Raw genomic sequence first — 23,893 nt, 5'->3', positions numbered from 1 at the left:
CTAAATATTTATTCCAATAGGGAGTAAACTTTTATATTTTCTTCTGTTTTTTCGTAAAAAAGAAGCAACTTCTGGACTTGTTGGAACTAAATGAATACCTCTATCTTTTACTTCTTCAAAGACAGCTTTAATAAAAATATCTCTAAACCCTTGTTCTTCCATATCATCACACATACAATATTTGGTTAGAAATATTTTTCTTTCTTGTAAAGCATATTCAATGCGAGCCATATTTTCGCCTACTTCTAATTCAAATTGTCTTAAAAATTCATTATCGGTAATTGCTACATCTTCAATCATAGGGAGTAAATTTAAAAAGGAAATAGATTGCTAAAAAGATTTTATTTTATTCTAATATTTGTTTTTATGAATGTTCAGGGAATCATATCAAATAAAATACGTTAGGATTGTAATCCTATAAGATGTAAATTTACGAAATATATTTGAGCTAGACTAAATTCTATTGCTAAGCCCCATGTTTCAACCCAAAATTCATGTGTATTTTGTTCCCGGACTTGCTGCGGGTAAAGAGATATTTAAAAATATTATACTACCAGAGGACAGCTATGAAGTTCATGTATTGGAATGGTTAATTCCTTATAAAAAAGAAACGTTGCAATCGTACGCAGAACGATTTGCTAAACTAGTTATTCATGATGATGCTGTTCTTATTGGAGTGTCGTTTGGTGGAGTTGTCGTTCAGGAAATGAGTTTGTTTTTGACCTTGAAGAAACTCATTATTATTTCTAGTATTAAAACAAAATTTGAAACCCCTAAAAGATTACAATATGCAAAGAAAACCAAAGCATATAAACTGGTTCCTACAAAGTTAGTTTTAAGCGCAGGAGATCTAACAAAATTTTCAATTGGACCAAAATCTAAAAAGCGATTGGCTTTATATCAAGAATACCTATCAGTAAGGGATAAAGATTATTTAGATTGGGCTATAGAGCAAATGGTTTGTTGGAATAGAGAAGTGGAAGTTCCCAATGTAAATCATATACATGGGATTGATGACGCAGTTTTTCCGATAAAAAATATTAAGGATTGTGTTCTTATTGAAAAAGGCACTCATGTGATGATAATGTATAAAGCAAAAGCTGTTTCTTCTGAAATAGTTAAATTAATTGAAAAATAGCAGTTGATAGTGTTATTGAAGGCGCATTTTTTTTATCTTTATTTAAAATTAGGAATTTATGAAGTTTGCAACAAAAATAGTATTTGTTATTGGCCTTTTAGCATTGGGCGGTTTTTTAATTAATGCAGTGCAAGACGCACCTTCAGATGAAAATTTAGAAGTGAAATTAGTGAATGATTATAACATTTATGCGCTTCCAATACCTAAAACTATGGATTTTGCAGGAGAAACCGTTCCTTTAAATGATCCTGAAGTTAGAGAACGTTTTGATAGAGAATTATTAGTAAATACCTATTGGCAATCTAATGGTTTATTAATCTTTAAAAGAGCAAATAGATATTTTCCAATCCTAGAACCTTTATTAAAGAAACATGGTATTCCAGATGATTTTAAATATTTAGCAGTTGCTGAAAGTGGTTTGATGAATGATAGATCACATGCCGGAGCATCTGGTTTTTGGCAATTCATGAAAGGAACCGGTAGAGAATATGGGCTTGAGATTAACGATTATGTTGATGAACGTTATAACCTAGAAATGGCAACTAAAGTTGCTGCAGAATATTTAAAAGATGCCAAAAAGAGATTCGGTAGTTGGACACTTGCTGCCGCTGCATACAATGCAGGTAATGGTGGAATTGGCAAACAACAAAAGAGACAATTAACAACGGGGAACTATTATGATTTGTTACTAAATGATGAAACAAGTCGTTATGTTTTTAGGATTTTAGCTTTTAAAGAAATAATGTTAAATCCAAAAAAGTATGGATTTAACTTTAGAGATAAAGATTTATACTTTCCTGTACCTACTTATAAAGTAAAAGTTGATACGGCTGTAGCAGATTTTGCTCAATTTTCTCAGGAACATGATATTACATACAAAGTATTAAAAAGACACAACCCTTGGTTACGTGACACCTATTTAAAAAATTCATCTGGGAAAGAATATTTTATTGAAATTCCAGAAGAAGGACATTATAATACTACAGCGCAATAATTGAGTATGAATTTAACTCTAATTATTTCTTTAATTGTAATTGGGCTATTAGCTGGCGTATTTAGTGGATTTATGGGAGTAGGAGGGGGCGTAATTATGATTCCTCTTATGATTGTTTTGTTGGGTTTTTCTCAACATGAAGCCCAGGGAACCAGTCTTGCCGTGTTAGCCATTCCAGTAACATTTTTAGCAGCGTTTAATTATTATAACGAAGGATATGTTAATTGGAAATTTGCCTTGATTATTGGATTATCATTTGTTGTTGGAGGATATTTTGGATCTAAATTTGCGATTTCAATCAATCAAGAAATGATGAAAAAAGTATTTAGTGTAATATTACTTATTATAGCGATTAAAATGTTTTTTGGAAAGTAATTATTTAATCTTTTCTGCTAAAGTTCCCTTTTCTTTTTTATATTTTTTAAGCAATTCTATACCTTTTAAAAATGAATTATGATTGAGTTCGAAAGAAACCTCAAATTCCTCATCATATGGATGTAAAACTCCACGCCTAACATCAATAATTTTTTTATCTTCATCAATAAAAAATGATGTTGGAAACCCAACACTGTGTTTCATAAGTTCAATAATATGATCGTGGATGTTTTCTTTTTCATCAATATAAAGAATCGTTATTTTACGATTGTAATATGTTGATGCTTTTCTAACTTTCTTTTTTGTATCCCAAAATAAAATTACAAAGTCAATTTCCTTATAGTATTGTTTAGCAATGTCATTAAGAGCAGGTATTTCTCCTTTACCTGGCGCACACCAAGAAGCATAAGTCATTAAAAAGACAGGTTTTTTAAAATGATTTAATTCGATCTTGCGGCCTGATAATTTTTTCACTTTAAAGTTATCCAAATAACTTCCATTGATGACATTATTAATTAACGAATCAAATAGGAACTTGGCCTTTTCATATTCTCCTTTAGAATATGCGTTTTGTGACTTATGTGTATAGGTTTTTATATTCTCACCAATAGCTTTAGAAAATAGAATCTTAGGCTCTTTATCTTGCGATAGAGATGTAAACGTAACCAATAAGAAAAGGAAAAGTAGTTTTCTACCCATAGGCAATTGTTAATTTACAATTACGAATGTAGTCATTTATTACAAAACACAGGTTATTAGGGGGTTAAGCGCAAAAAACAACAGATGAAATGCGTTAAAGGTATAATTGATTAAGGATGAAAAAGACTATCGTCTGCCACCTCTTCCAGCACCACGGCCAAATTGTTGTTTGGGTTGACCTACTTTTTTCATTTGCTGTTTCATCATTTTAATTTGTTCATCAAGCATATTATGTTTGTCAATCTTTTTTGCTTCTGAAAGTAAAGATTCAGCCTCTCTTTTTCTGTTTTTTGACATTGCAATTCCAGCTAAATTTAGTTTAGCCATTGCCAAATCTGCGTCCATTGATAAGCCTAAACTTATGGCTTCTTTAAAATATCTTTCAGCTTCGTTCATATTGGTCTGTGAAACCATTAAGCCATTTAAGTAACTATGATATCCTTGTTGTTTTCTAGTTAATGAACCTTTAGGGTTTTTAATTTTATCCAACCATTTTTTAGCGCCAGGAAAATCTTGCTTACGCAACCTTAGAAAAGAAAGAAGTATAATTTCATTTTTAAAATAAAGAAATATAAAAATAGTAGATAATAAGATATACATAATACCATTACCAATGTTTCCTTGAATAAATTGCCAAACAGCAACTCCTATTATTAATGCTGTTAAAACTAATTTTATATTTTTATTGAACATGAATTCTATTTATATTTGGCTGCCAAAGGTATAAAAACATTGGATTAATTAATAATTTCAAACCTTGTAAATAATTCATATTTATATATCTTTTATTAATTTCATTTATAATGCACTTGACACCTTTAATAATCAATATAAAATAAGTTGAATTATTTTTTAATTAAGGTTTGTAGAATGAAAAATGATTGTATATTTGCACTCGGTTTTGAATAATAGATTTTCAGAGCCTTTTAAAGAATACTATTCAGATTTTAAAGATATATTATAATGAGTAAAAGAACATTTCAGCCTTCAAAAAGGAAAAGAAGAAATAAACATGGTTTTAGAGAACGCATGGCTTCAGTAAGCGGTAGAAAAGTATTGGCTGCTAGAAGAGCAAAAGGCAGAAAGAAAATATCTGTTTCATCTGAAACTCGTCACAAAAAATAATGTTGATAAAAAAAATATAAAAAGGTGTTGTTCTTAGAGCAACACCTTTTTTTTATACCCTAATGAGTCGTAATTTTAGTCCACTGAAAAAAGCTATTTAAAAATGCCAAAAAACAATAAACTCTCTTCTATATTAATTATCGGCTCAGGACCTATAGTAATTGGTCAAGCCTGCGAATTCGACTATTCTGGATCACAAGCATTACGTTCTTTACGTGAAGATGGAATAGAAACGGTTTTGATTAATTCAAATCCTGCAACAATTATGACTGACCCTTCTATGGCAGATCATATTTATTTGTTGCCGCTTACTTCAAAATCTATTATAAAAATCCTTAAAGAACATCCACAAATTGATGCAGTATTGCCAACAATGGGTGGTCAAACTGCTTTAAATTTATGTATTGAAGCCGATGAGAAAGGAATTTGGAAAGATTTTGATGTTAAAATTATTGGTGTAAATATAGATGCAATTAATATTACTGAAGATAGAGAGCAGTTTAGAGAATTGATGCTTAAAATAGGAATTCCTATGGCGCCTCAAGCTACCGCTAACTCTTTCTTAAAAGGGAAAGAAATTGCTCAGGAATTTGGCTTTCCTTTGATCATTAGAGCGTCTTATACTTTGGGTGGTGCTGGCGCATCTTTTGTCCATAAGGAGGAAGATTTCGATGAGTTATTGACACGTGGATTAGAGATATCTCCTATTCATGAAGTGATGATTGATAAAGCTTTAATAGGTTGGAAAGAATATGAATTAGAGCTACTTAGGGATGCAAATGATAATGTGGTTATTATTTGTTCTATAGAGAATATGGATCCAATTGGAATTCATACAGGAGATTCTATTACGGTTGCTCCTGCAATGACCTTAAGTGATAAAACATACCAAAAAATGCGTGATATGGCTATCCATATGATGCGTAATATTGGTGATTTTGCAGGAGGGTGTAATGTGCAATTTGCAATATCTCCAGATAAAAAGGAAGATATTATTGCCATTGAAATTAATCCAAGAGTATCGCGTTCTTCTGCCTTAGCAAGTAAAGCAACAGGATATCCTATTGCAAAAATTGCAGCTAAATTGGCATTAGGGTATCATTTGGATGAATTACAAAATCAAATTACAAAATCAACGTCGGCATTATTTGAGCCTACGTTGGATTACGTGATTGTTAAAATACCTCGTTGGAATTTCGATAAATTTGAAGGTTCAGAACGAACTTTAGGACTACAAATGAAATCCGTTGGTGAAGTGATGGGGATTGGTCGTTCATTTCAAGAAGCGCTACATAAAGCAACTCAATCTCTTGAGATTAAGCGTAATGGATTAGGAGCTGATGGAAAAGAAAATAAAAATTACGAAGAAATTATTGAAAAATTAACCTATGCTTCTTGGGATCGTGTGTTTATTATTTACGATGCCATAAAAATGGGAATACCATTAAGTAGAATCCATGATATCACAAAAATTGATATGTGGTTCTTAAAACAATATGAAGACTTATATCTACTTGAAAAAGAAATCTCAACATTCAATATAGACACGATTAATAAGGAATTATTATTGGAAGCGAAACAAAAAGGCTATGGGGATAGACAAATTGCTCATATGCTTGGCTGCTTAGAAAGTAAAGTGTATAGTAAACGTGAAGAATTAAATGTCAATCGAGTTTATAAATTAGTTGATACCTGTGCTGCTGAATTTAAAGCAAAAACCCCTTATTACTATTCAACCTTTGAAAATGAAATGGAAACTACAGATGGTCATCGTTATTCAAGTAATGACAGTGTTGTTTCCGATAAAAAGAAAATTATTGTTTTAGGTTCTGGTCCAAATAGAATCGGTCAAGGAATAGAATTTGACTATTGTTGTGTTCATGGAGTTTTAGCTGCAGCTGAATGTGGTTACGAAACAATTATGATAAATTGTAACCCAGAAACGGTTTCTACAGATTTTGATACCGCTGATAAATTATATTTTGAACCTGTATTTTGGGAACATATTTATGATATCATTAAACATGAAAAACCTGAAGGAGTTATAGTTCAATTAGGTGGGCAAACTGCATTAAAGTTAGCGGAAAAGCTAACTAAATATGGTGTGAAAATTATAGGTACTAGTTTTGAATCTTTGGATTTAGCTGAGGATAGAGGTCATTTTTCAAGATTATTAAAAGAGAATAATATTCCTTATCCTGAATTTGATATAGCAACTACAGCTGACGAAGCTTCAGCTATTGCAGATGTTTTAGACTTCCCAATATTGGTAAGACCTTCTTATGTTTTAGGAGGTCAAGGAATGAAAATTGTTATCAATAAGGAAGAATTAGAAAAACATGTCGTTGATTTATTACGGCGAATGCCAGGAAATCAGTTATTATTAGATCATTATTTAGATGGAGCTATAGAAGCTGAAGCAGATGCAATATGTGATGGAGAAGATGTATACATAATTGGAATTATGGAACATATTGAGCCTTGTGGTATTCATTCTGGTGATAGTAACTCTATCTTACCGCCTTTTAATTTAGGAGAGTTAGTAATGCAACAAATTAAAGACCATACTAAGAAAATAGCTTTAGAGTTAAATACAGTAGGGTTAATTAATGTTCAGTTTGCAATTAAAGAAGACATTGTTTATATAATTGAAGCCAATCCTAGAGCTTCAAGAACGGTTCCTTTTATTTCTAAAGCGTATGGAGAGCCTTATGTGAATTATGCAACGAAAGTAATGCTCGGAGAAAAGAAAGTGAAAGACTTTAAATTTAACCCAAAATTAGAGGGGTATGCGATTAAACAACCTGTCTTCAGTTTTGATAAGTTTCCTAATGTGAATAAACAATTAGGACCTGAGATGAAGAGTACAGGGGAGAGTATATTATTTATTGATAGCTTAAAAGACGATGAGTTTTACGAATTATATTCTCGTAGGAAAATGTATTTAAGTAAATAATAAATATTTTAATACTATTTTTTTTTGGTTTAGCTATTGTTTAAAATATATTGTTATTTTTATCAGGATATTTAGTAACTATGCTGTTATATTATTAAACAAAACAATTAATACATGAAAAATCAATTCCTACGATTCCTTACAGGAACCTTTATTTTATTGCTTTTTGTAAACTGTTCTAATGATACTTTAGATGATATCTCAGTTGAAGAAGTTATTACAATTGAAAATGTAACCTATCAGAATGTACAATCCATTTTTGCAAGTAATTGTATTGCTTGCCATTCAAATCCAACTCAAAATGGAGCGCCAATGTCTTTAGTAACCTATCAAAATATAAAAGATGCTGTTCAAAATAGAGGATTGATAGATCGTATTAGTAGAATTCAAGGAGAAGGTGGTATGATGCCTGCTGGAGGTACAAGATTGCCACCAGCTACAATTGCTTTAATTGTTCAATGGAATGAAGATGGTTTGTTAGAAAATTAAAAAAAAATATTATGAAAAAATTTATTCTTACAGTTTTATGTTTCGTTAGCATTTCACTTACATTAAGTGCACAACAATTTTTTAGTACTAAAACAGGAACCATTAATTTTGAAGCTTCAGTACCTTCTTTTGAAGAAGTAAAAGCTAAAAATGAAAATGTAAGTGCTATACTAAAAGAAGATGGAACTTTTGCTAGCTTAGCTTTAATGAAAGGATTCCGATTTAAAGTAGCATTAATGGAAGAGCACTTTAATGAAAATTATGCGGAGTCTTCAAAATTTCCAAAAACTACATTTAGAGGAAAAATTAAAGATTTTGATCTTTCTCAAGTTTCTGAAGTAGAACAAACATTTACGGTATCAGGTACTGTGAATATGCATGGAACTGATAAAGATATTGAAGCTCTAGTAATGATAAAAAAGGATGGATCTGTACTTATGCTTACTACAAGTTTTGTATTAAAACCATCAGATTTTAATATAGAAATTCCAAAAGTTGTGAGTAGTAAAATTGCTGAAGAAATTAATGTTTTAACAACATACCGTCTTAAATTAATAATCTAAATCAATACCTATGAAAAAAAGACGTAATCTAGTCATATTGGCTTTAATATTTGTGCTTGGTTTATATTTCGGATACAATTATATGTACCAAGATCATAGAGATATTAATACAGAAGAAGCTTTTAAATCGATATATGCAACAGAATTAGCAGCTATTTTTAAAGCGAATGATTCTGCGGATGAATTAAATAAAACAATTGAAGTTTCAGGGACTATTACTGAAATAGGTGCCAATTTTGTTACTTTAGACAATGCTGTGCAATGCAGTTTTGATGCGGTTGTTTCTGGAACTTCTATAAATGATAAAGTAACTATTAAAGGACGTTGTATAGGATACGACGATCTTTTCGAAATTGTAAAATTTGATCAATCTAACCTTATAAAATAACTATGAAAAAAACATTATTCTTTTGTCTTTTAGTTCCGTTTATCACCTTTTCACAAGATGATTTATTAAGCGAATTAGAAGGCGATGTAGTTGAAGATACTACTGTTGAATCTGCTTTTAAAGGGCTTAAAGTGGTCAATTTTGAAACAACAAAATTAGTAAGTAAAAAAGATTTTTATCTTATTATATCACACCGCTTTGGAACCGTAAAAAATGGGATCGAAGATTTATTTGGACTTGACGAATCTTTAACACAAATAAAATTTATTTATGGTATTAATGATTGGTTGAATCTAGGGGTAGCTCGAAGCTCGCTCAATCAGAAATATGGATTACATGCAAAATATAGGTTAGTACATCAAAAATCTGATGGATCACCTGTCGCAGTAGTAGGGTATAATTTAGTAACAATGAATAATTCATTAAATGATGATGTGTATCCTAATTTAGATTTTGGACATAAGTTTACTTATACATCACAAGTGTTAGTGTCTAGAAAGTTTTCAGAAAAATTTTCTTTTTTACTAGCCCCTACTTATATTCATGAGAACCTTGCAACTCGAAGTTTTGATGGTGCAGATACTTATGATGAAGATAATGATCAGTTTGCAGTTGGATTGGGAGGTAGATATAAAATTTCGAAACGTGTGAGTATTAATTTAGATTATGGACTTCATTTAAACAGAAATAGTAATTCTAATTTTAGAGACCCATTATCTGTAGGAGTTGATATAGAAACTGGTGGACACGTGTTTCAAGTGCATTTTTCTAATGCTCAAGCGATGTTTGAAGAAGGATATATTATTAATGCCACAGGAGATTGGGGAAGTACCGATTTCTTTTTCGGATTTAACTTAAGTAGGGTGTTTTAAGACCAATTTTATAAAATAAAAAAAAGTGCTTTTCTCAAGAAAGCGCTTTTTTTTCATGTCTTTAAAATAAAAAGACATGAAACCAATCTATTCTTTCCTTTTTTGTTTGTGTATTACTTCAAAGAACTAATCTTCGTCATTGGCTCGGTCTAATAATTTGTCGTTGAGGTGTTTCTTTTGTTTGATACCTAATTTTTTAATGCTTTCAACTTTTGTAATCAAGTTTCCCTTTCCAGTCAATTTTTTCATAGTACCATCATAACTCCCTTGTACTGTTTTTAACTGATTTCCCACTTTAATTAAATCTTCCGTAAGATTTACAAATTGATCGTACAATCTTCCTGCTTGTGAAGCGATTTCTAAGGCGTTTTGCTGCTGCTTTTCATTGTTCCACATAGAATCAACCGTACGCAATGTAGCCAATAGGGTAGAAGGAGTAACAATGACAATATTTTTTTCGAACGCTTTGTTGTATAAGTGATTGTCATGGTTTATCGCTACTGCAAAAGCAGGTTCAATAGGGATAAACATTAATACAAAGTCAGGCGATTCTATATCGTATAAATCTTGGTAATTCTTAGCAGATAATTGATCGATATGTTTATTAATGGAATTGATATGCGCTTTTAAATAGCGTTCTTTTTCATCCTCATCTTCAGCATTAACAAAACGACTGTAATCAGTGATGGATACCTTGGAGTCAATAATCATTTTTTTGCCGTCTGGAAGATGAAGTACCACATCGGGTAACACACGAGAACCATCTTCTAGCGTAAAACTTTGTTGCACAAAATACTCTCTGTCTTTTTCAAGTCCAGATTTTTCAAGCACCCTTTCCAATACCAATTCACCCCAGTTTCCTTGTAGTTTACTATCTCCTTTTAATGCTCGCGTTAGATTAGATGCATCTTTGGTCATTTGTACATTAAGATCTTTCAAACCTAATAATTGTTCCTTTAAGGCGGAATGCATACTAATACTTTCCTTTTGGGTAGTATCGACCTTCTTTTCGAACGTGGTGATTTTTTCTTGTAAGGGAGCTAAAATATTTTTTATGTTTTCTCTATTCTGAATGGTAAACTTTTCAGATTTTTCCTCTAAAATCTTGTTCGCTAAATTCTCGAATTCCTTGGTAAATTTTTCTTGTAGTTTTTCAACCTCTGCTTTTTGCTCTCGGTTTTTGACGTCTAGGTTATGAAGCTCTGAAGTACGCTTGGTAAGTTCTATGCTGAGTTCATCTTTTTCTTCACGAATGTGTTCGCGTTCATCGATAGCGCTTTCAAAACGCTCTTGTAGTTTTTCTTCGTTTAATTTGGATTGCGAAAGGCGTTCTTCTAAGGTACCGGTGGTCGATTTATGTTTAAGGCGCATAAATACACTGCCAATAAAAGCTCCAATGATCATGGTGACAAAGGCAAGAACTAAAAAAAGAAAGGTTTCAGACATAGAAAAATGGATAATGCTTATAAAAAGTAAATTTAAGAATAGTTTTTTATTTAATATCATTCTTTGATTACTTCCTTTATTTTTTGTAATTTTATACTCTATCCCCGTCCTGTTTGCTTTTGCAAACGGTTTGGGGATATTTGTTTATATAAATTAGTTTAAGGCTACTATCTATTAAGGTGTTTTTTAGAACTAATGGCTATAGCAAAAGAGGAGCTACAATATTAATCAGTTTAAGATTTTCATTATAATGAGTTTATAAGGTGTTGTAGTGTAGTGGTTTAATTTAAAAAAAAAAAATATGATGGAAGATTTATTCGGTTGGGTGTTGATAATTATACCAATTATTTTAATTAGAGCTTATTTGAAGTATAGAAAAAATCTTAAAAAATAGGAGTCCGTAATAATCAGCAAAGAAATTTTATCCTCTTAAAATGATGGGATAAGAATAGTGAAGTATTTTATGTAATACGTTGTGTAACATTTGAAATAAATATCACGAATGAATAACATTTTCAATAGATATAAATATCATGATAGAGTTTTAAAATCAATTACTGAAAAAAATGAAAATTGGTTTTCTTCAAAAGAGTATCAATAAAAAGGAATGCAATCTTTATCTGATGACGAGTATCTATCAAGGAAATTTAAACTTTCAATAGAAACAATTAGAGAAATTACAAGCGAATTAAAGTAACTAAACTGTTTAAGAGGTATTACTGGAGAGAATGGTTACGGATATGTATTAGGAGAAAAAGCCAAAGAATGTCTGAATTTAAAACACTTTGAATACAAAAGAAATAAATATTTAAAAGATTTAATTGTTCCAAGTATAAAAGACCTTTTATTAATCACTAACGCCATTATCGCAATAGTCTCATTCTTTAATAATTTAGATTCAAATGAAAAAGTTATTGAACTATATGAAAAAGATCTATTGGAATTAAAAACAGAGCAACAAAATATTCAATCACAATTAACTAAAATAACATTTATTCTAAAAGACAGTGTTTTAAAAAATTTGGAATTAAAAAATTATGATTCTCAGTCTGATTAAAAAACGTGAGCCAACAAAGTATATAATTAAGGGCTAGGTCCTAGCTTGCTTACGAAGTTCCCTTCGAATTTTCTATTCCGTTTTTATTTCCTAATTTAGGAGCTTAACCACGCAACAAAACATATACAAATACCTTGTGGCTAATTTAAAAAATGAACAGGAAGTCAAGGATCACATCCATAGTAGAAGCAAGGAGTCTAGACTTTTCAATTAGGGGTTTACAAACTTTTAATTTATCGGAATTAAACCTAACAACAGACCTGGAGTTTCAATTACCAACCCATATAAGATTGGGGCATTTAGCAGAAAAAATAGTTTCTGAATTAATTAAATCATCTTCCAACTACAGAGTGCTTTATGAAAACGTTCAGGTATTTGAAGATAAAAAAACCATAGGTGAAATTGATTTTATTATTGAAGAACTAAATACGAAAGCTTTAATCCATATGGAATTGGCGTATAAGTTTTACCTATTTGATCCAAGCATCTCTTCGGAGCCAATAAATAACTGGATTGGCCCGAATAGAAATGATTCATTAAAAGAAAAATTAGAAAAATTAAAAAGAAAACAATTTCCTTTATTGTATCATAATTGTACTAAATCAACCTTGAATACAATAGAAGTCGATAAAGCTTCTCAAGCATTATGTTTATTAGCTTCATTGTTTATTCCTTATGAATATAAGGCAAGCTTTAGCCCCATGTATGAAAAAGCCATAAAAGGCTATTATATAAATTTTGAGACATTTATTAGGGGTGATAATTCAGAAAAAAACTATTATATGCCTTCAAAAAAAGAGTGGGGAATGGAACCATCTGAAAATGAAAGCTGGACCCATTTTAATGGGGTAGAAAGATACATTGAAACAAGTATGAAAGAAAAGCAAGCTCCATTATGTTGGCAAAAATATAAAGATACCTATGTAGCTTTTTTTATTATTTGGTGGTAGTTTTGTTTAATTAATTAATTATTATTATGAAATTAAATTTATTGTCTTGTAGTGCTCAAAGGCCCGATAGAAGGGCGATCGCTAATTGTATTGTGGAGATATCATCTAACATTGATGGATCCTTATCTAATGAGCTTACAGATATACTCTTAGAAGGAGACGCTGTGGATATTGAGCTGAATGATAAAAATACTGGTTCTGCATTAAGAGCTTTGCGAAAACTAAGTATTGACTACGAAATTATAGAATAAACCAAATTACTAGCAATAGTCCGACATTAAAACTGAAAAGGAACGAACAAAACAATACCAGGATAGAATATAATTACCTTTTAACAAGAAATGGCTACCTCTAGTTAGGTAAATAACGTAGGAGTGAACACAAAATTTCGCTTGTATTCTAATTTATTTAATTATAAACCTACCTGTATTTTTTTCAAATTCAATAATATTTTCAGGAAATAGTGTTTGAAAACAATCTGATTCAATTAGGTTTTTAGGCGTATCAAAATGGACTAAATTCGGAGTCATAACAATCATTTTATCACTTAGCTGTATGGCTAAATCTATTTCATGCGTAGAGTAGAGTATGGTCTTTCCGGTATCTTTAGTTAACTTTTTAAGTAATTTTAAAATATAGGCTCTATGATATAAATCCAAATGAGTAGTGGGTTCATCTAATAATATAATTTCTGTATCTTGAGCTAATGCTCTTGCTATCATAACACGTTGCTTTTGACCATCACTCAGTTCAAAACACTTTTTGTTCTTTAGTTTTTCTGTATCGGTAAGCGCTAAAGCATTTAAAATACACTCTTTATCTTTCTCATTTAGAGTCCCTAACCAATTGGTGTAGGGTTGTCTCCCTAAGGAAACCAATTCTAATACGGTAAGATTTTGTGAAGCAGGAGCTTCGGTTAATACAATACTCATGACTTCAGCTAAACCAAAGGAAGTATATTCTTTTAATTTTTTATTTTTAATTGAAACAACACCATGAAGTAAAGGCTGCATCTTCCCTAAAGTTCTTAGCAATGTAGACTTTCCAATTCCGTTAGTTCCCACAATACCTACCAAGAGCCCTTTTTGAATAGCGATGTTTATATGGTTAGAGATTACAGATTCAGACTTCTTTGTCAGATACCCTGTTGAAAGATCATTAGTTGAAAGGACGATATTTTTGTTTTCATTTTGCATTAAAACAATAATTTACGTTTTCTTATTAATAGCCAAATCACTATGGGCGCGCCTAATAGCGATGTAATTGCATTTATAGGCAATGTGTATTCACTAAAAGGAATTTGAGCTATGGTATCGCAAATAAGCATTAAGATACTTCCGCAAAGTAACACAGCTGGAAGAAGAATTTTATGATTAGAAGTGGTAATAAATTGTCTGGTTAAATGAGGTACTGCCAAACCTATAAAAGCTATTGGTCCTGCAAAAGCTGTAATTCCTCCAGCTAAAATACTCGTTGCAATTATAATTAAAAATGTGGTCCGTTTAAAGTTAAGTCCCATGCTTTTTGCATAGTTTTCTCCTAACAATAACATATTTAAAGGTTTAATACAGGTAATACTTGTTAAAATACCTATAATAAAACAGATAGATAATATAATTAAGTTATTCCATGACATGTTTCCAAGGCTTCCAAAAGACCAAAAAATGTATTGCTGTAATTGTTCTGCATCACTAAAATAGGAGAGTACTGACACGACAGCTCCGGTAACAGAGCCGAACATTAAACCTATAATTAAGATCGCCATAGTATCCTTAACTCTCAAGGCAACAGCCATAACCGCAAGCAGCACAAGAAAGCTGCCTAGGGCTGAAGCGATCACTAAGCTCCAGGAGTTTAATAGAAAGCCTCCTAACACACTTCCAAATGCACTGGCGCCTAATATTAAGATAGCAACGCCTAAACTTGCGCCGCTACTTAGTCCTAAAACAAAAGGGCCCGCTAATGGATTCCTGAAAAGTGTTTGCATTAATAGTCCTGCTACAGCTAAACCTCCGCCAGTTATTATTGCGGTAAGAGATTTAGGAAGGCGATAATCGATGATGATATAGTGCCATGATTCTTTTGAACTTGATCCTAGCAAGCTAGAAATTACATCTTTAAATGGTATGGATACAGATCCTAAGCTAATGTTTAGTATAAAAAAGACTACTAATGCTAGTAGCATAATAATAAAATAAACACGATATGATCTATTGTTTTCCATTATTCGATTTTATCGAAAAAGTATAAATTATGGTCAGGTAAAAGCTCAGGATGCAGAACCTTTATTAAATCCTTTAAAATGATATCGGGTCTATTCGGGCCTAATTCATAATATAATACTCCGCCAGTTTCCCCTTTTTTATTTGCGAAACTAAAAATATTGTCATTTTTAAAAGCATCAAAGTTACCATAAACACTGTGGTTTTCTGTCATTTGTTGCTTGCTGTTAAAATATCCAGGAGCAATCCAAAATTCTGCTTGTTGTCCCTTTACTAACACATTTTCTAGGTTTAAAGAAAGGCTTCCGGTCCCTTCGCTATCTTTCCAAAGATAATCTCCATTGGCATCTTCAATAAATTGTGCGACCCAACTTTGACCTTGTGGTAAATACCAAATATCTTTAAACATAGCTCCGCTTAGAACAGTTGGGGTTTCCTTCGCTTGTTGGGCTATTTTTTTAGCTTCTGAATATTTTGCTTCAATATCTGAAAAAATACGATCTGCTTCTTTTTCTTTATCGAAAAGTACTCCAAAAAACTTAATCCATTCAGCTTTACCTAAGGGTGAAGTTTCCGTCCAGTCGCCATTATATAGTACTGGTATTCCTGTATTGGAAATGGTGTTAAGTGATTTGTTGTTTCCGTCTATTCCGAAACCTATTACGATATCTGGGTTGAGTTCAATTAAAATTTCTGTGTTTATGTCTTCGTTATTGCCAAGCTCTTTTATTTCTCCATTATTAATTCTTTTTCTTGTAAATGGAGAGGATATATACTCTAAGTTAGGGAATCCAATAAGTTTCTCTGAAACACCAAGCATTTCTAGAGAGGGAATATGTGTTGTTGAAGTAACAACTATAGAATTTAAAGGTATTTCTATGACTGCATCATAGTCATCTGGGTTATCAAGCGTAACCCCTTTGTTTATTATAGCATATGAAAATATCTTTTCTGAACCGGGCCACGCGTTTTTTACATTTAGTACTTTGTAATTTTCATGATGTTGAATGTCAAATCCTTTCGCATAGTCAACAGATTGTATTTGTTTTTCTGAAGCACTAGTGTTGATCTCTTTTTTGTTTTCTGTTTTACAGGAGATAAAAATAAATACAATAAGAAGAAAATAGATTTTTTGCATCCTCAAAAATAATAGTATTTGTTTTGTTTGGGCTATTAATTAATAGCTTATTTTTGCAAAGAATTTTGGTGGAAGGTTTTATGACCTTCCTTAAAAGGGAATTCGGTTCAATACCGAAGCTGTTCCCGCAACTGTAAGTCGTCTCGTTAATAAAACGAGATCGTGCACTCTTCAAAACCACTGCTTAGGCGGGAAGGTCGCACAATTGACAAGCCAGGAGACCTGCCAGACTTTTTAATTTAATTGGAACTTTCGGGATAAAGGTTTGTTTTTATAATGAGGCATTTTTATATATTATTTGTGTTATTTTATTGTGCATCATCAACATCGGTGTTGGCGCAGCTAGACTCTATTCAGAAATTAGATGAGGTGATTATTGCCGATACTAAGCTTACTGAGTACGCTGAAGGGTTTCAAGTAAGATCGCTCTCTGACTCTATTTTGTCTAGAGATAACGCTTCTTTAACCGATGTTTTGAGATATAATTCTTCTATATATTTTAAAGAAAATGGATATGGCATGGTATCATCTCCTTCTTTTAGAGGAACTAATTCTTCACAAACTGCGGTGATATGGAATGGTATTTCGATTAATTCTAACTTAAATGGGCAAACCGACTTTAATCTAATTGCACCAAATTCTTCCGATCAAATTACGATTCGTAGTGGCGGTGGATCTGTTCAGTATGGAAGTGGAGCGATAGGAGGAAGTATTCATTTAAATAATGAAATAGCATTCAGAAAAAATCAAAAAAATGAATTAGAGATCTCTTACGGAAGTTATGAGACTTCAAAAGCTATATTTAAAAGTGTTACTTCAAGTGATAACATATATAGTTCTGTAAACGTGAGTTATATAAATTCATTAAATGATTATAAATATTTAGGGGAAGGAATAAAAAACGAAAATGGAGCGTTTCAAAAGTTAAACATTGGATATAATTTTGGAGCCCGTTTTAATAATCATGTTTTTACATGGAATTCAAATTATTTTTATGGAGATCGAAACTTTTCATCTTCCATTACAGCACCTTCAAAGAATAATTATAAAGATGTTACTACTCGAAATTTATTGAGTTGGACCCTAAAATCATCACAACTTATTTCAAAATTTAAGGCAGCACATTTATTTGAAAGATATCGTTACTTCCCAGATAAAGATAAATTGTTGTTTTCAGAAGGGAAATCAAATACATACATAGCAGATTATAGTTTAGATTATTTTGCCTCAAAACGATTAAAATTTAATGCAATCCTTAATTATACGTTAATTGATGCAAAGGGAAGTAATATTGGTTCGAATCAACGAAATACCTTATCTGCTGTTTTATTAATGCAACATAAAGTATCTTCTATCTTAAGTTATGGTTTAAATGTTCGTAAGGAGTTTTTAAATGATTTTGAAAATCCATTATTAATTTCATTAGATGGTAAACTTCAATTAAGGCCTTGGTATGCTATAAAAGTAAATGCGTCAAAAAACTATAGAGTGCCTACTTTTAACGACTTATTTTGGGAAGCAGGGGGAAATATAGGCTTAGCCCCTGAAACTTCTTTGCAAGCTGAATTAGGGCAAGTTTTTGAGTTCTCAAATTTGAAATTTAATTTGAATGGTTTCTTTATCGATTCAAAAGATTTAATTTCATGGAGACCTAATGATTCGGGATTTTGGCAGCCTATTAATATAGCCGAAACTCAAAATTATGGATTAGAAGTTACCTCAGAATATTTAAAAAGCTTCAATCAGCATCATTTGAGTGTGTTGATGAATTATTCCTATACCAAAGCAACTAATAAAGAAAAGAACAATCAATTACTATATGTGCCTTTTCATAAGGCGACAGGATTACTTAACTATCAGTTTAAAAAATTTAGTTCCTATTATCAAGTGTTATATACGGGTAAAGTGTTTACAACTACCGATAATATTGGTGTTGTAGATCCGTATTGGGTTTGTAATTTAGGAGCGGAATATCAATTAAATACAGCACATACACCTATAACCATAGGCGGAAAAATCAACAATATATTTAACATCTATTACGAAAATGTGGCATATCGACCTATGCCAGATCGAAACTTTCAATTATTTATCAATTTTAAATTTTAAACAAAAATGAACTTTTTAAAAAAACTTAGCCTTTTATTATTTGTCACAGTATTCCTTTTTTCTTGTAGTAGTGATGATGATGTAAATGTGGAAGCTCCCAATTGTGAACAAGCTATTAATGGAACTATTGATATTTGTACCATTTTAACAGAAGACCCTACAGATCCTATTGGACTTGAAGATTGCGATGCGGATGGAATTAATAACCTTACTGAATGTCAAAATGGAACAGATCCTCTAGATGCTTTTTTAGGAGATTATGAAAGAGGAATATTAATTACAAACGAAGGGCCTTTTGGAGAAGGAACAGGAACTGTTTCTTTTATTTCTGAAGACTTTTCATCAACCAGTGGTAGTATTTTTAACACAGTCAATAATCTTGACTTAGGAAATATTGTTCAGTCTATGGGCTTTAATGGTGAAAATGCATATATCGTAGTTAATAACTCAAATAAGATGCATGTAGTAAATCGTTATACGTTCGAATTAATTGCCACAATAGAGACAGGGTTAGACAATCCTAGAAATTTTGTAGCTGTTGAAAATACGGGGTATGTTACGAATTGGGGAGATCCATTTGATGATAATGATGATTATGTAGCACTAATAGATTTAACAACAAACACAATAACTGGATCTATTCCTGTAGATTTTGGTCCTGAAAAAATAGTAACAGATAGGACTAGTGTTTTTGTAGCGCACCAAGGTGGATATGGTCAAAATAATAAGATTACCATTATTGATACTTCTAATAATACGGTTAATTCTACTGTTGATGTAGGAGATGTACCTAATTCAATGGTTTTATTTGAAGATAATCTTTGGATTCTATGTGGTGGAAACCCAAACTTTACAGGAAACGAATCCAACGGAAGATTAGTTAAACTTGATTTAAACTCGAATAATTTAATTCAGGCGTTCGATTTTGGAACTACAGATCATCCAGGTAGTTTGTCTTTAGATGATTCAAATTTATTATTTAATTTAAATGGCGCTGTGTTTAGCATGGATAATAATGCAACTTCCTTACCAAGTACAAGTATTATTGATGGATTCTTTTATACGATGACTGCTAAAAATGGTAAGTTATATGCAACTGATGCTGGAGATTTTTCAAGTAATGGAACTTTAAAAGTGTTTGATCTCTCTACAAATTCAGAAATAGAAAGCACTGTAGTAGGTATTATTCCTGGAGGAATTTATTTTAACGAATAATATTTCTTTTTACTAATTGCAAAAAGCACCTCATTAGAGGTGCTTTTTTATTGGTTGTATCTGAGCAATTGATCGTATTATTTTATTTCAAAAAGCAGAAATTGATTGAGTTGTTTTCCGTAGACTTGAAAATTATCATCACTTACAAAAAGAAGCGTCTTATTGCCATTGGGAAGGATAGGACCAAACGTAATACCTTCAATATTATCGACAATGTTTTCAGTTAGATTGTCTTTAAAACTATCAAAATCTAGAATCAATTCTTTCTTTAAGGGAATGTAATTGATTTCTTTCAAAGAATTAATTGCTAATGAGTTTGTGGTGTTTTCATCGGCATACGCATGATACACTCTAACAATATTACCATAAGCACCATAACCGCTTTGATATATTCTTTCAATCATAAAAAAATGATTGGGTTTAAACTCTAGAATATCAGTGACTCCGTTGAGGTTAAAATCTCCAATAAATGGTTTTGTGATAGGGGAGAGTTGATATACAAATTCTTTGGTAGCCTTTTCTTTTTCTTTATCAAAGTAAGTAATACGTATAGGTGAATTAGCTTCAAGGTATTTGGGCTCTTCACCATCTATTTTTAAAGGTAATTCCATTGCGGTCCAATACCCTTTATCATCGAAACTTCTTGAAAGACCTTCAAGGGTTTTATTGTGTATTGGTTGCGCTTCACTTATTGCTGAAAACCGTTCTGGTAAAGGTATATTTTTTATAAATTTCCCTTTAGAATTTGAAACAAATAATAAAGGATTTTTTTCATCTTTAATTTTCCCTTCACTAGTCAATACGATGTTTCCAGAACTGATATCAACAATGATTGATTCTAGGTCTAAGGCATTTTCTTTATAAAAAGGATGGTCTTTAAAGGAGACTACATCGATGATTTTTAAATCTGAAATTTCTTTATTCTGAAGAGTGATTTCTGCTTTATAAAATCGTGGATTTTTTGAATCATCTACTATTAAATAATAAAACCCATTAACATAGTCGATACCTGAGATTCCACCTATTAGAGTTTCTTCATACTCTTCACCTATAGGTATTACATATTCATCTAAAAAAGATAATTCTATATTTTCTGAATCTTTTTGATGAGAAGCACAGCCTAAAAGTAGTATTGAGAAAAGTAATGTATATAAATGCTTCACGTTAACCTTTTTTCTTTATCATTTTCTGAATAAACACATTATTTGGAATCGTAATCTTTTCATTCTCATTATTTCTAATACTTAAGAAAAAGATACCTACATCAGACACTTGCCCCTCAATATTAAAATCCTTATCCATAATAGTAATAGTGTCACCAATATTTACAGGATGATTAAAAAATATGATAAGTGAAGAGGTAATGTTTGAAATTATTGACCATTGTGCAAAGAATGCAATTCCTAACACAGTTAAAAGAGAGGTAATAAAATACATTAATTCCGACTGATCAACTCCCCAAATAAATAAAATGATATTAAAAATTAAAACAAAATATATTAGATGAATCAGTTTTTTAATAACTTTAATTCTAGGTTTTGAATAGGTGAATTTAACTCCAACTTTTTTTATAATGTATTGACTTACTGTATTAATAACAATATAGGATACAATAATCACTGTAGTTTGTATGATCTGAATTTGATATTCCTCCATGATGTTTCTTAGTGTAGGTACTAATTTAATTCATTCAAGTGGATATTAGGTAAAAACAAATGAAGGATTTTTCCTTTAGAACCATTACCAGCGTCATACTCTTCTATTATTTCTAGGTTTAGAACCTGAGGATAGATTTTTTTAGGCTTTAGTGTTTTTAGATCTTTCAAAATATGATATAACGAGTATGATAAATCAACTATTCCTTCAGACTTAAAATAGTCCTATTCTGCTATTTGGGGCATGTTTCCTAACTGGCGAAGCATTTTAGCATGATTCCGTATCGCTGTAAAAAAAGTTCGATTGGAACTATAAGGGATACCATATTCTTTGGCTGTTTCGATCACAATTTTAGATAACTCTCTATAGTGTACATGACAAACTCCTGGCAATAAATGATGTTCTATTTGATAATTCAAGCCACCGATAAGCCAGGTAAATATTCTAGATCCTGGAGAATAATTAGAAGTCGTTGCAAATTGATGGGTATACCAATCCCCAGCTATAAGACCTTCTTCATCTGGAAGAGGAAACTCGGAGCTCGGCATTATATGTGCAATTTGAAATACAATACTAATTAAAAGCCCTGTAAAAAAATGCATACTTAAAAATGCCAATACGATATGCCACCATGGTAAATTTACTATAATTAACGGTAAAATTAGCGCGTAAGAATAGTATAAAACCTTCCATGCTGCAATACTTATAACCGCATTTCTAAATTCGTTTTTTTCAACCAAAAAACCCATTTTATGATATCTATTTATTCTAACAAAATCTTTTGTTGTGATCCATGAGATCGTAGCTAAGCAATAAAAAAACCAAATATAGATATGTTGAAATTGATGCGTCCAGTATTTTTTGGCATGCGGTGAAAATCGAAGGAAAAAAGGTGCATTAATATCATCATCGGAATGTTCAATATTAGGATACGTATGATGAAGTACATTGTGTTGAATTTTCCAAACCGTAGCATTGGCTCCTATAAGATTGAATGTGTAGCCAATAAAAGTATTAATTTTTTGATTGTTTGAGTATGCCCCATGAATTGCATCATGCGCAACACTCATTCCAATTCCAGCCATCCCAAGACCACTAGTAATATATAATAAAAAAAGAACCCAAGTGCTTGTAACGATTCCTAGATTTATAATTAGAAATGGAAGAAAAAATATTGTAAGCATTAATATCGTCTTAGCAATCATACTTTTGTTAGCATGTTTGTTAAGTTCATTTGTTTTGAAATAGGTTTTTACCTTTTTTCTCAAGGTTTTTGAAAAATCGATTCCTGTTTCTTTTGAAAATTTTGGGTGTATGATATGGCCTATATTTTAATTAATAAAGTTCTAATGTACTACTAACACTAAGTATTTGAGTGAAAAAAAGGAATTAAACTTGAATTGATTCACCCAAAGAAAAGCACCTATCAATAGAACGATTGAAAGATAGGCTAAATTGCACCAGTATAACTGAATTAAGAGCCCTATTGCTATTTTTTTTCAAACACTAAGCGGTAATGATCCATCACCTCATTTTCAAAACAGACTTTATTAGGGCTTACTTTGAAAATAGCAACCAAGTGCCTGAATTCTTTATCTGTCAAATATCTTGGAATGAGTGAGAGATACAGCCAGTATTTTTTGAGATTAAATTTTCTAAATTTCTTCCGCCATTGAGCAATGGTTTCTATATAATCTAGTCTTCCACTACTTTTAGAAATTAATTTGAATCCGGGCTCTGCACAATCAATAACCATTTCGGGGCCATAGGGAAGCCAAGAACCAGGAAATTGTTTTACCATAAGTGCCATGATATAGGCGGTAGATCCTTTTTCAGCATTCACGTCCAGTTCTTCAAATTCAATCATATTCTTACTAAAAACCATGGTCTGCATATAAAACCTTCCTCCAACAGGCATTAAGTCATAGAGTGTTTTAAAAAAATCACGATACAATTGCTCTTGTTTGCCCGCCTGCCATTCTTCTACAGAACAGAAATGCTCTAATCCACCAATACAGGTAATAGCATCAAAAGTTCCAAAATCTTCAGGTTTTATATAACGGCAATCTTTCACTATCACATTATAACCATTTTTTTGACATGCATCTGCTTGTCCTTGTGAGAGTGTTAAACCTATACTTTCTGCACCTCTTTCTTGTACAATATATCGTGTGAATGGTGCCCAGCCACATGCCATGTCAAGCACTTTACTATCCTTTTTGATATGAAGACTGTCTGCTATAAATTTATGTTTTGCTTTTTGAGCTTCTTCAAGAGTCATCGAAAAATCACCATCATATTTAGCTCCACTATAATCTCCAGTCTCCCCCATGCTTAGACGAAAAATCTCATCGATAGTGGTATATGTAAAATCTAAATCTTTTTGTTCTGCCATTGTTTTTTTTGATTAATTATAGTCAACAGTTTAATTTATTGAAAATAATGATTGAAGGTGGCCCCTTGTTTCATTTTTATGAAATCTAAAGATAGTTAATTATTTG

General features: G+C 31.4%; 24 protein-coding genes and 1 riboswitch. Of the genes, 13 read left to right on the top strand and 11 right to left on the bottom strand.

All coding sequences use genetic code 11. From position 1 onward, the window contains the following. Positions 1-300: a GNAT family N-acetyltransferase gene (locus ABXT64_RS00840; protein WP_443633499.1), complete on the bottom strand. Its 300-nt coding sequence runs from the start codon at positions 298-300 to the stop codon at positions 1-3. A 175-nt stretch (positions 301-475) separates the two neighbouring features. On the opposite strand from ABXT64_RS00840, the gene ABXT64_RS00835 reads away from it, so the two are divergent. Genes ABXT64_RS00835 through ABXT64_RS00825 form a run of 3 tightly spaced genes read left to right on the top strand, consistent with a single transcriptional unit; the run spans position 476 to position 2,507 of the window. After that, positions 476-1,138 carry an alpha/beta hydrolase gene (locus tag ABXT64_RS00835; protein WP_443633498.1) on the top strand — a complete coding sequence of 221 codons (663 nt, stop codon included), beginning with the start codon at positions 476-478 and terminating at the stop codon, positions 1,136-1,138. A gap of 58 nt (positions 1,139-1,196) precedes the next feature. Next, the gene (locus ABXT64_RS00830) at positions 1,197-2,132 is read left to right on the top strand and encodes a lytic transglycosylase domain-containing protein (RefSeq protein ID WP_443633497.1); all 936 of its coding nucleotides are present in this window, start codon (positions 1,197-1,199) and stop codon (positions 2,130-2,132) included. A 6-nt stretch (positions 2,133-2,138) separates the two neighbouring features. Next, entirely contained in the window at positions 2,139-2,507 is a 369-nt protein-coding gene (locus ABXT64_RS00825; protein WP_443633496.1) for a sulfite exporter TauE/SafE family protein, read from the top strand. Here the strand turns inward: ABXT64_RS00825 and ABXT64_RS00820 are convergent, their stop codons facing one another. Together ABXT64_RS00820 and ABXT64_RS00815 are read right to left on the bottom strand one after the other, a co-directional pair. Next, complete coding sequence (locus ABXT64_RS00820) at positions 2,508-3,206, bottom strand: TlpA family protein disulfide reductase (RefSeq protein ID WP_443633495.1); 699 nt, start codon at positions 3,204-3,206, stop codon at positions 2,508-2,510. A 126-nt stretch (positions 3,207-3,332) separates the two neighbouring features. Beyond that, the gene (locus tag ABXT64_RS00815; protein WP_443633494.1) at positions 3,333-3,899 is read right to left on the bottom strand and encodes a DUF2892 domain-containing protein; all 567 of its coding nucleotides are present in this window, start codon (positions 3,897-3,899) and stop codon (positions 3,333-3,335) included. Positions 3,900-4,169: 270 nt separating this feature from the next. Between ABXT64_RS00815 and rpmH the strand changes: the two genes are divergently transcribed. The 6 genes from rpmH (at position 4,170) to ABXT64_RS00785 (ending at position 9,599) form a co-directional block, all read left to right on the top strand. After that, positions 4,170-4,331, top strand: coding sequence for a 50S ribosomal protein L34 (gene rpmH / locus ABXT64_RS00810; RefSeq protein ID WP_443633493.1), 162 nt, complete (start codon positions 4,170-4,172; stop codon positions 4,329-4,331). A gap of 103 nt (positions 4,332-4,434) precedes the next feature. Beyond that, complete coding sequence (gene carB / locus ABXT64_RS00805) at positions 4,435-7,287, top strand: carbamoyl-phosphate synthase large subunit (RefSeq protein WP_443633492.1); 2,853 nt, start codon at positions 4,435-4,437, stop codon at positions 7,285-7,287. A 114-nt stretch (positions 7,288-7,401) separates the two neighbouring features. Continuing rightward, entirely contained in the window at positions 7,402-7,776 is a 375-nt protein-coding gene (locus ABXT64_RS00800; protein WP_443633491.1) for a c-type cytochrome, read from the top strand. A gap of 11 nt (positions 7,777-7,787) precedes the next feature. Next, complete coding sequence (locus ABXT64_RS00795; RefSeq protein WP_443633490.1) at positions 7,788-8,339, top strand: YceI family protein; 552 nt, start codon at positions 7,788-7,790, stop codon at positions 8,337-8,339. A 10-nt stretch (positions 8,340-8,349) separates the two neighbouring features. Beyond that, a complete protein-coding gene (locus ABXT64_RS00790) occupies positions 8,350-8,727 on the top strand; it encodes an OB-fold protein (protein ID WP_443633489.1) in 378 nt (125 codons plus the stop codon). A gap of 2 nt (positions 8,728-8,729) precedes the next feature. Continuing rightward, on the top strand, positions 8,730-9,599 hold the full coding sequence (locus ABXT64_RS00785) for a DUF5777 family beta-barrel protein (protein WP_443633488.1): 870 nt from the start codon (positions 8,730-8,732) through the stop codon (positions 9,597-9,599). Positions 9,600-9,725: 126 nt separating this feature from the next. Here ABXT64_RS00785 and rmuC read toward each other — a convergent pair whose 3' ends face one another. Further along, a complete protein-coding gene (gene rmuC, locus ABXT64_RS00780; protein WP_443634893.1) occupies positions 9,726-11,045 on the bottom strand; it encodes a DNA recombination protein RmuC in 1,320 nt (439 codons plus the stop codon). Positions 11,046-12,254: 1,209 nt separating this feature from the next. Here rmuC and ABXT64_RS00775 point away from each other — a divergent pair. Together ABXT64_RS00775 and ABXT64_RS00770 are read left to right on the top strand one after the other, a co-directional pair. After that, entirely contained in the window at positions 12,255-13,052 is a 798-nt protein-coding gene (locus ABXT64_RS00775) for a DUF1853 family protein (RefSeq protein ID WP_443633487.1), read from the top strand. A 26-nt stretch (positions 13,053-13,078) separates the two neighbouring features. Continuing rightward, positions 13,079-13,303, top strand: a complete 225-nt coding sequence (locus ABXT64_RS00770) for a hypothetical protein (RefSeq protein ID WP_443633486.1) — start codon at positions 13,079-13,081, stop codon at positions 13,301-13,303. A gap of 153 nt (positions 13,304-13,456) precedes the next feature. Here the strand turns inward: ABXT64_RS00770 and ABXT64_RS00765 are convergent, their stop codons facing one another. Genes ABXT64_RS00765 through ABXT64_RS00755 form a run of 3 tightly spaced genes read right to left on the bottom strand, consistent with a single transcriptional unit; the run spans position 13,457 to position 16,412 of the window. Continuing rightward, positions 13,457-14,248, bottom strand: coding sequence for an ABC transporter ATP-binding protein (locus ABXT64_RS00765; protein WP_443633485.1), 792 nt, complete (start codon positions 14,246-14,248; stop codon positions 13,457-13,459). Beyond that, positions 14,248-15,276, bottom strand: a complete 1,029-nt coding sequence (locus ABXT64_RS00760) for a FecCD family ABC transporter permease (protein WP_443633484.1) — start codon at positions 15,274-15,276, stop codon at positions 14,248-14,250. The genes ABXT64_RS00765 and ABXT64_RS00760 overlap by 1 nt, the downstream gene beginning before the upstream one ends. Beyond that, positions 15,276-16,412, bottom strand: a complete 1,137-nt coding sequence (locus ABXT64_RS00755) for an ABC transporter substrate-binding protein (protein ID WP_443633483.1) — start codon at positions 16,410-16,412, stop codon at positions 15,276-15,278. Before ABXT64_RS00755 ends, ABXT64_RS00760 begins: the two co-directional genes overlap by 1 nt. A 49-nt stretch (positions 16,413-16,461) precedes the next feature. Then, a riboswitch (cobalamin riboswitch) is annotated at positions 16,462-16,656 on the top strand. A gap of 32 nt (positions 16,657-16,688) precedes the next feature. Between ABXT64_RS00755 and ABXT64_RS00750 the strand changes: the two genes are divergently transcribed. Continuing rightward, positions 16,689-18,521: a TonB-dependent receptor plug domain-containing protein gene (locus tag ABXT64_RS00750; protein WP_443633482.1), complete on the top strand. Its 1,833-nt coding sequence runs from the start codon at positions 16,689-16,691 to the stop codon at positions 18,519-18,521. A 6-nt stretch (positions 18,522-18,527) separates the two neighbouring features. Further along, positions 18,528-19,736 carry a YncE family protein gene (locus tag ABXT64_RS00745; protein WP_443633481.1) on the top strand — a complete coding sequence of 403 codons (1,209 nt, stop codon included), beginning with the start codon at positions 18,528-18,530 and terminating at the stop codon, positions 19,734-19,736. A gap of 77 nt (positions 19,737-19,813) precedes the next feature. On the opposite strand, the gene ABXT64_RS00740 is transcribed toward ABXT64_RS00745, so the two are convergent. The 4 genes from ABXT64_RS00740 to ABXT64_RS00725 all read right to left on the bottom strand — a co-directional run bounded on the left by ABXT64_RS00740 (position 19,814) and on the right by ABXT64_RS00725 (position 23,787). Continuing rightward, positions 19,814-20,899, bottom strand: coding sequence for an esterase-like activity of phytase family protein (locus tag ABXT64_RS00740; RefSeq protein WP_443633480.1), 1,086 nt, complete (start codon positions 20,897-20,899; stop codon positions 19,814-19,816). A 1-nt stretch (position 20,900) separates the two neighbouring features. Continuing rightward, a complete protein-coding gene (locus tag ABXT64_RS00735; protein ID WP_443633479.1) occupies positions 20,901-21,392 on the bottom strand; it encodes a mechanosensitive ion channel domain-containing protein in 492 nt (163 codons plus the stop codon). Between the two features lie 224 nt (positions 21,393-21,616). Next, a complete protein-coding gene (locus ABXT64_RS00730; protein ID WP_443633478.1) occupies positions 21,617-22,576 on the bottom strand; it encodes a fatty acid desaturase family protein in 960 nt (319 codons plus the stop codon). Positions 22,577-22,881: 305 nt separating this feature from the next. Beyond that, positions 22,882-23,787: a class I SAM-dependent methyltransferase gene (locus ABXT64_RS00725; RefSeq protein ID WP_443633477.1), complete on the bottom strand. Its 906-nt coding sequence runs from the start codon at positions 23,785-23,787 to the stop codon at positions 22,882-22,884. Positions 23,788-23,893 lie beyond the last annotated feature (106 nt).

This window comes from Candidatus Marifrigoribacter sp. Uisw_064 (assembly GCF_047730175.1).
In the GTDB taxonomy this organism is placed as follows: domain Bacteria; phylum Bacteroidota; class Bacteroidia; order Flavobacteriales; family Flavobacteriaceae; genus Marifrigoribacter.
The sequence above is the reverse complement of the archived record's forward strand: the minus strand, read 5'-3'. Positions and strand labels throughout refer to the sequence as shown.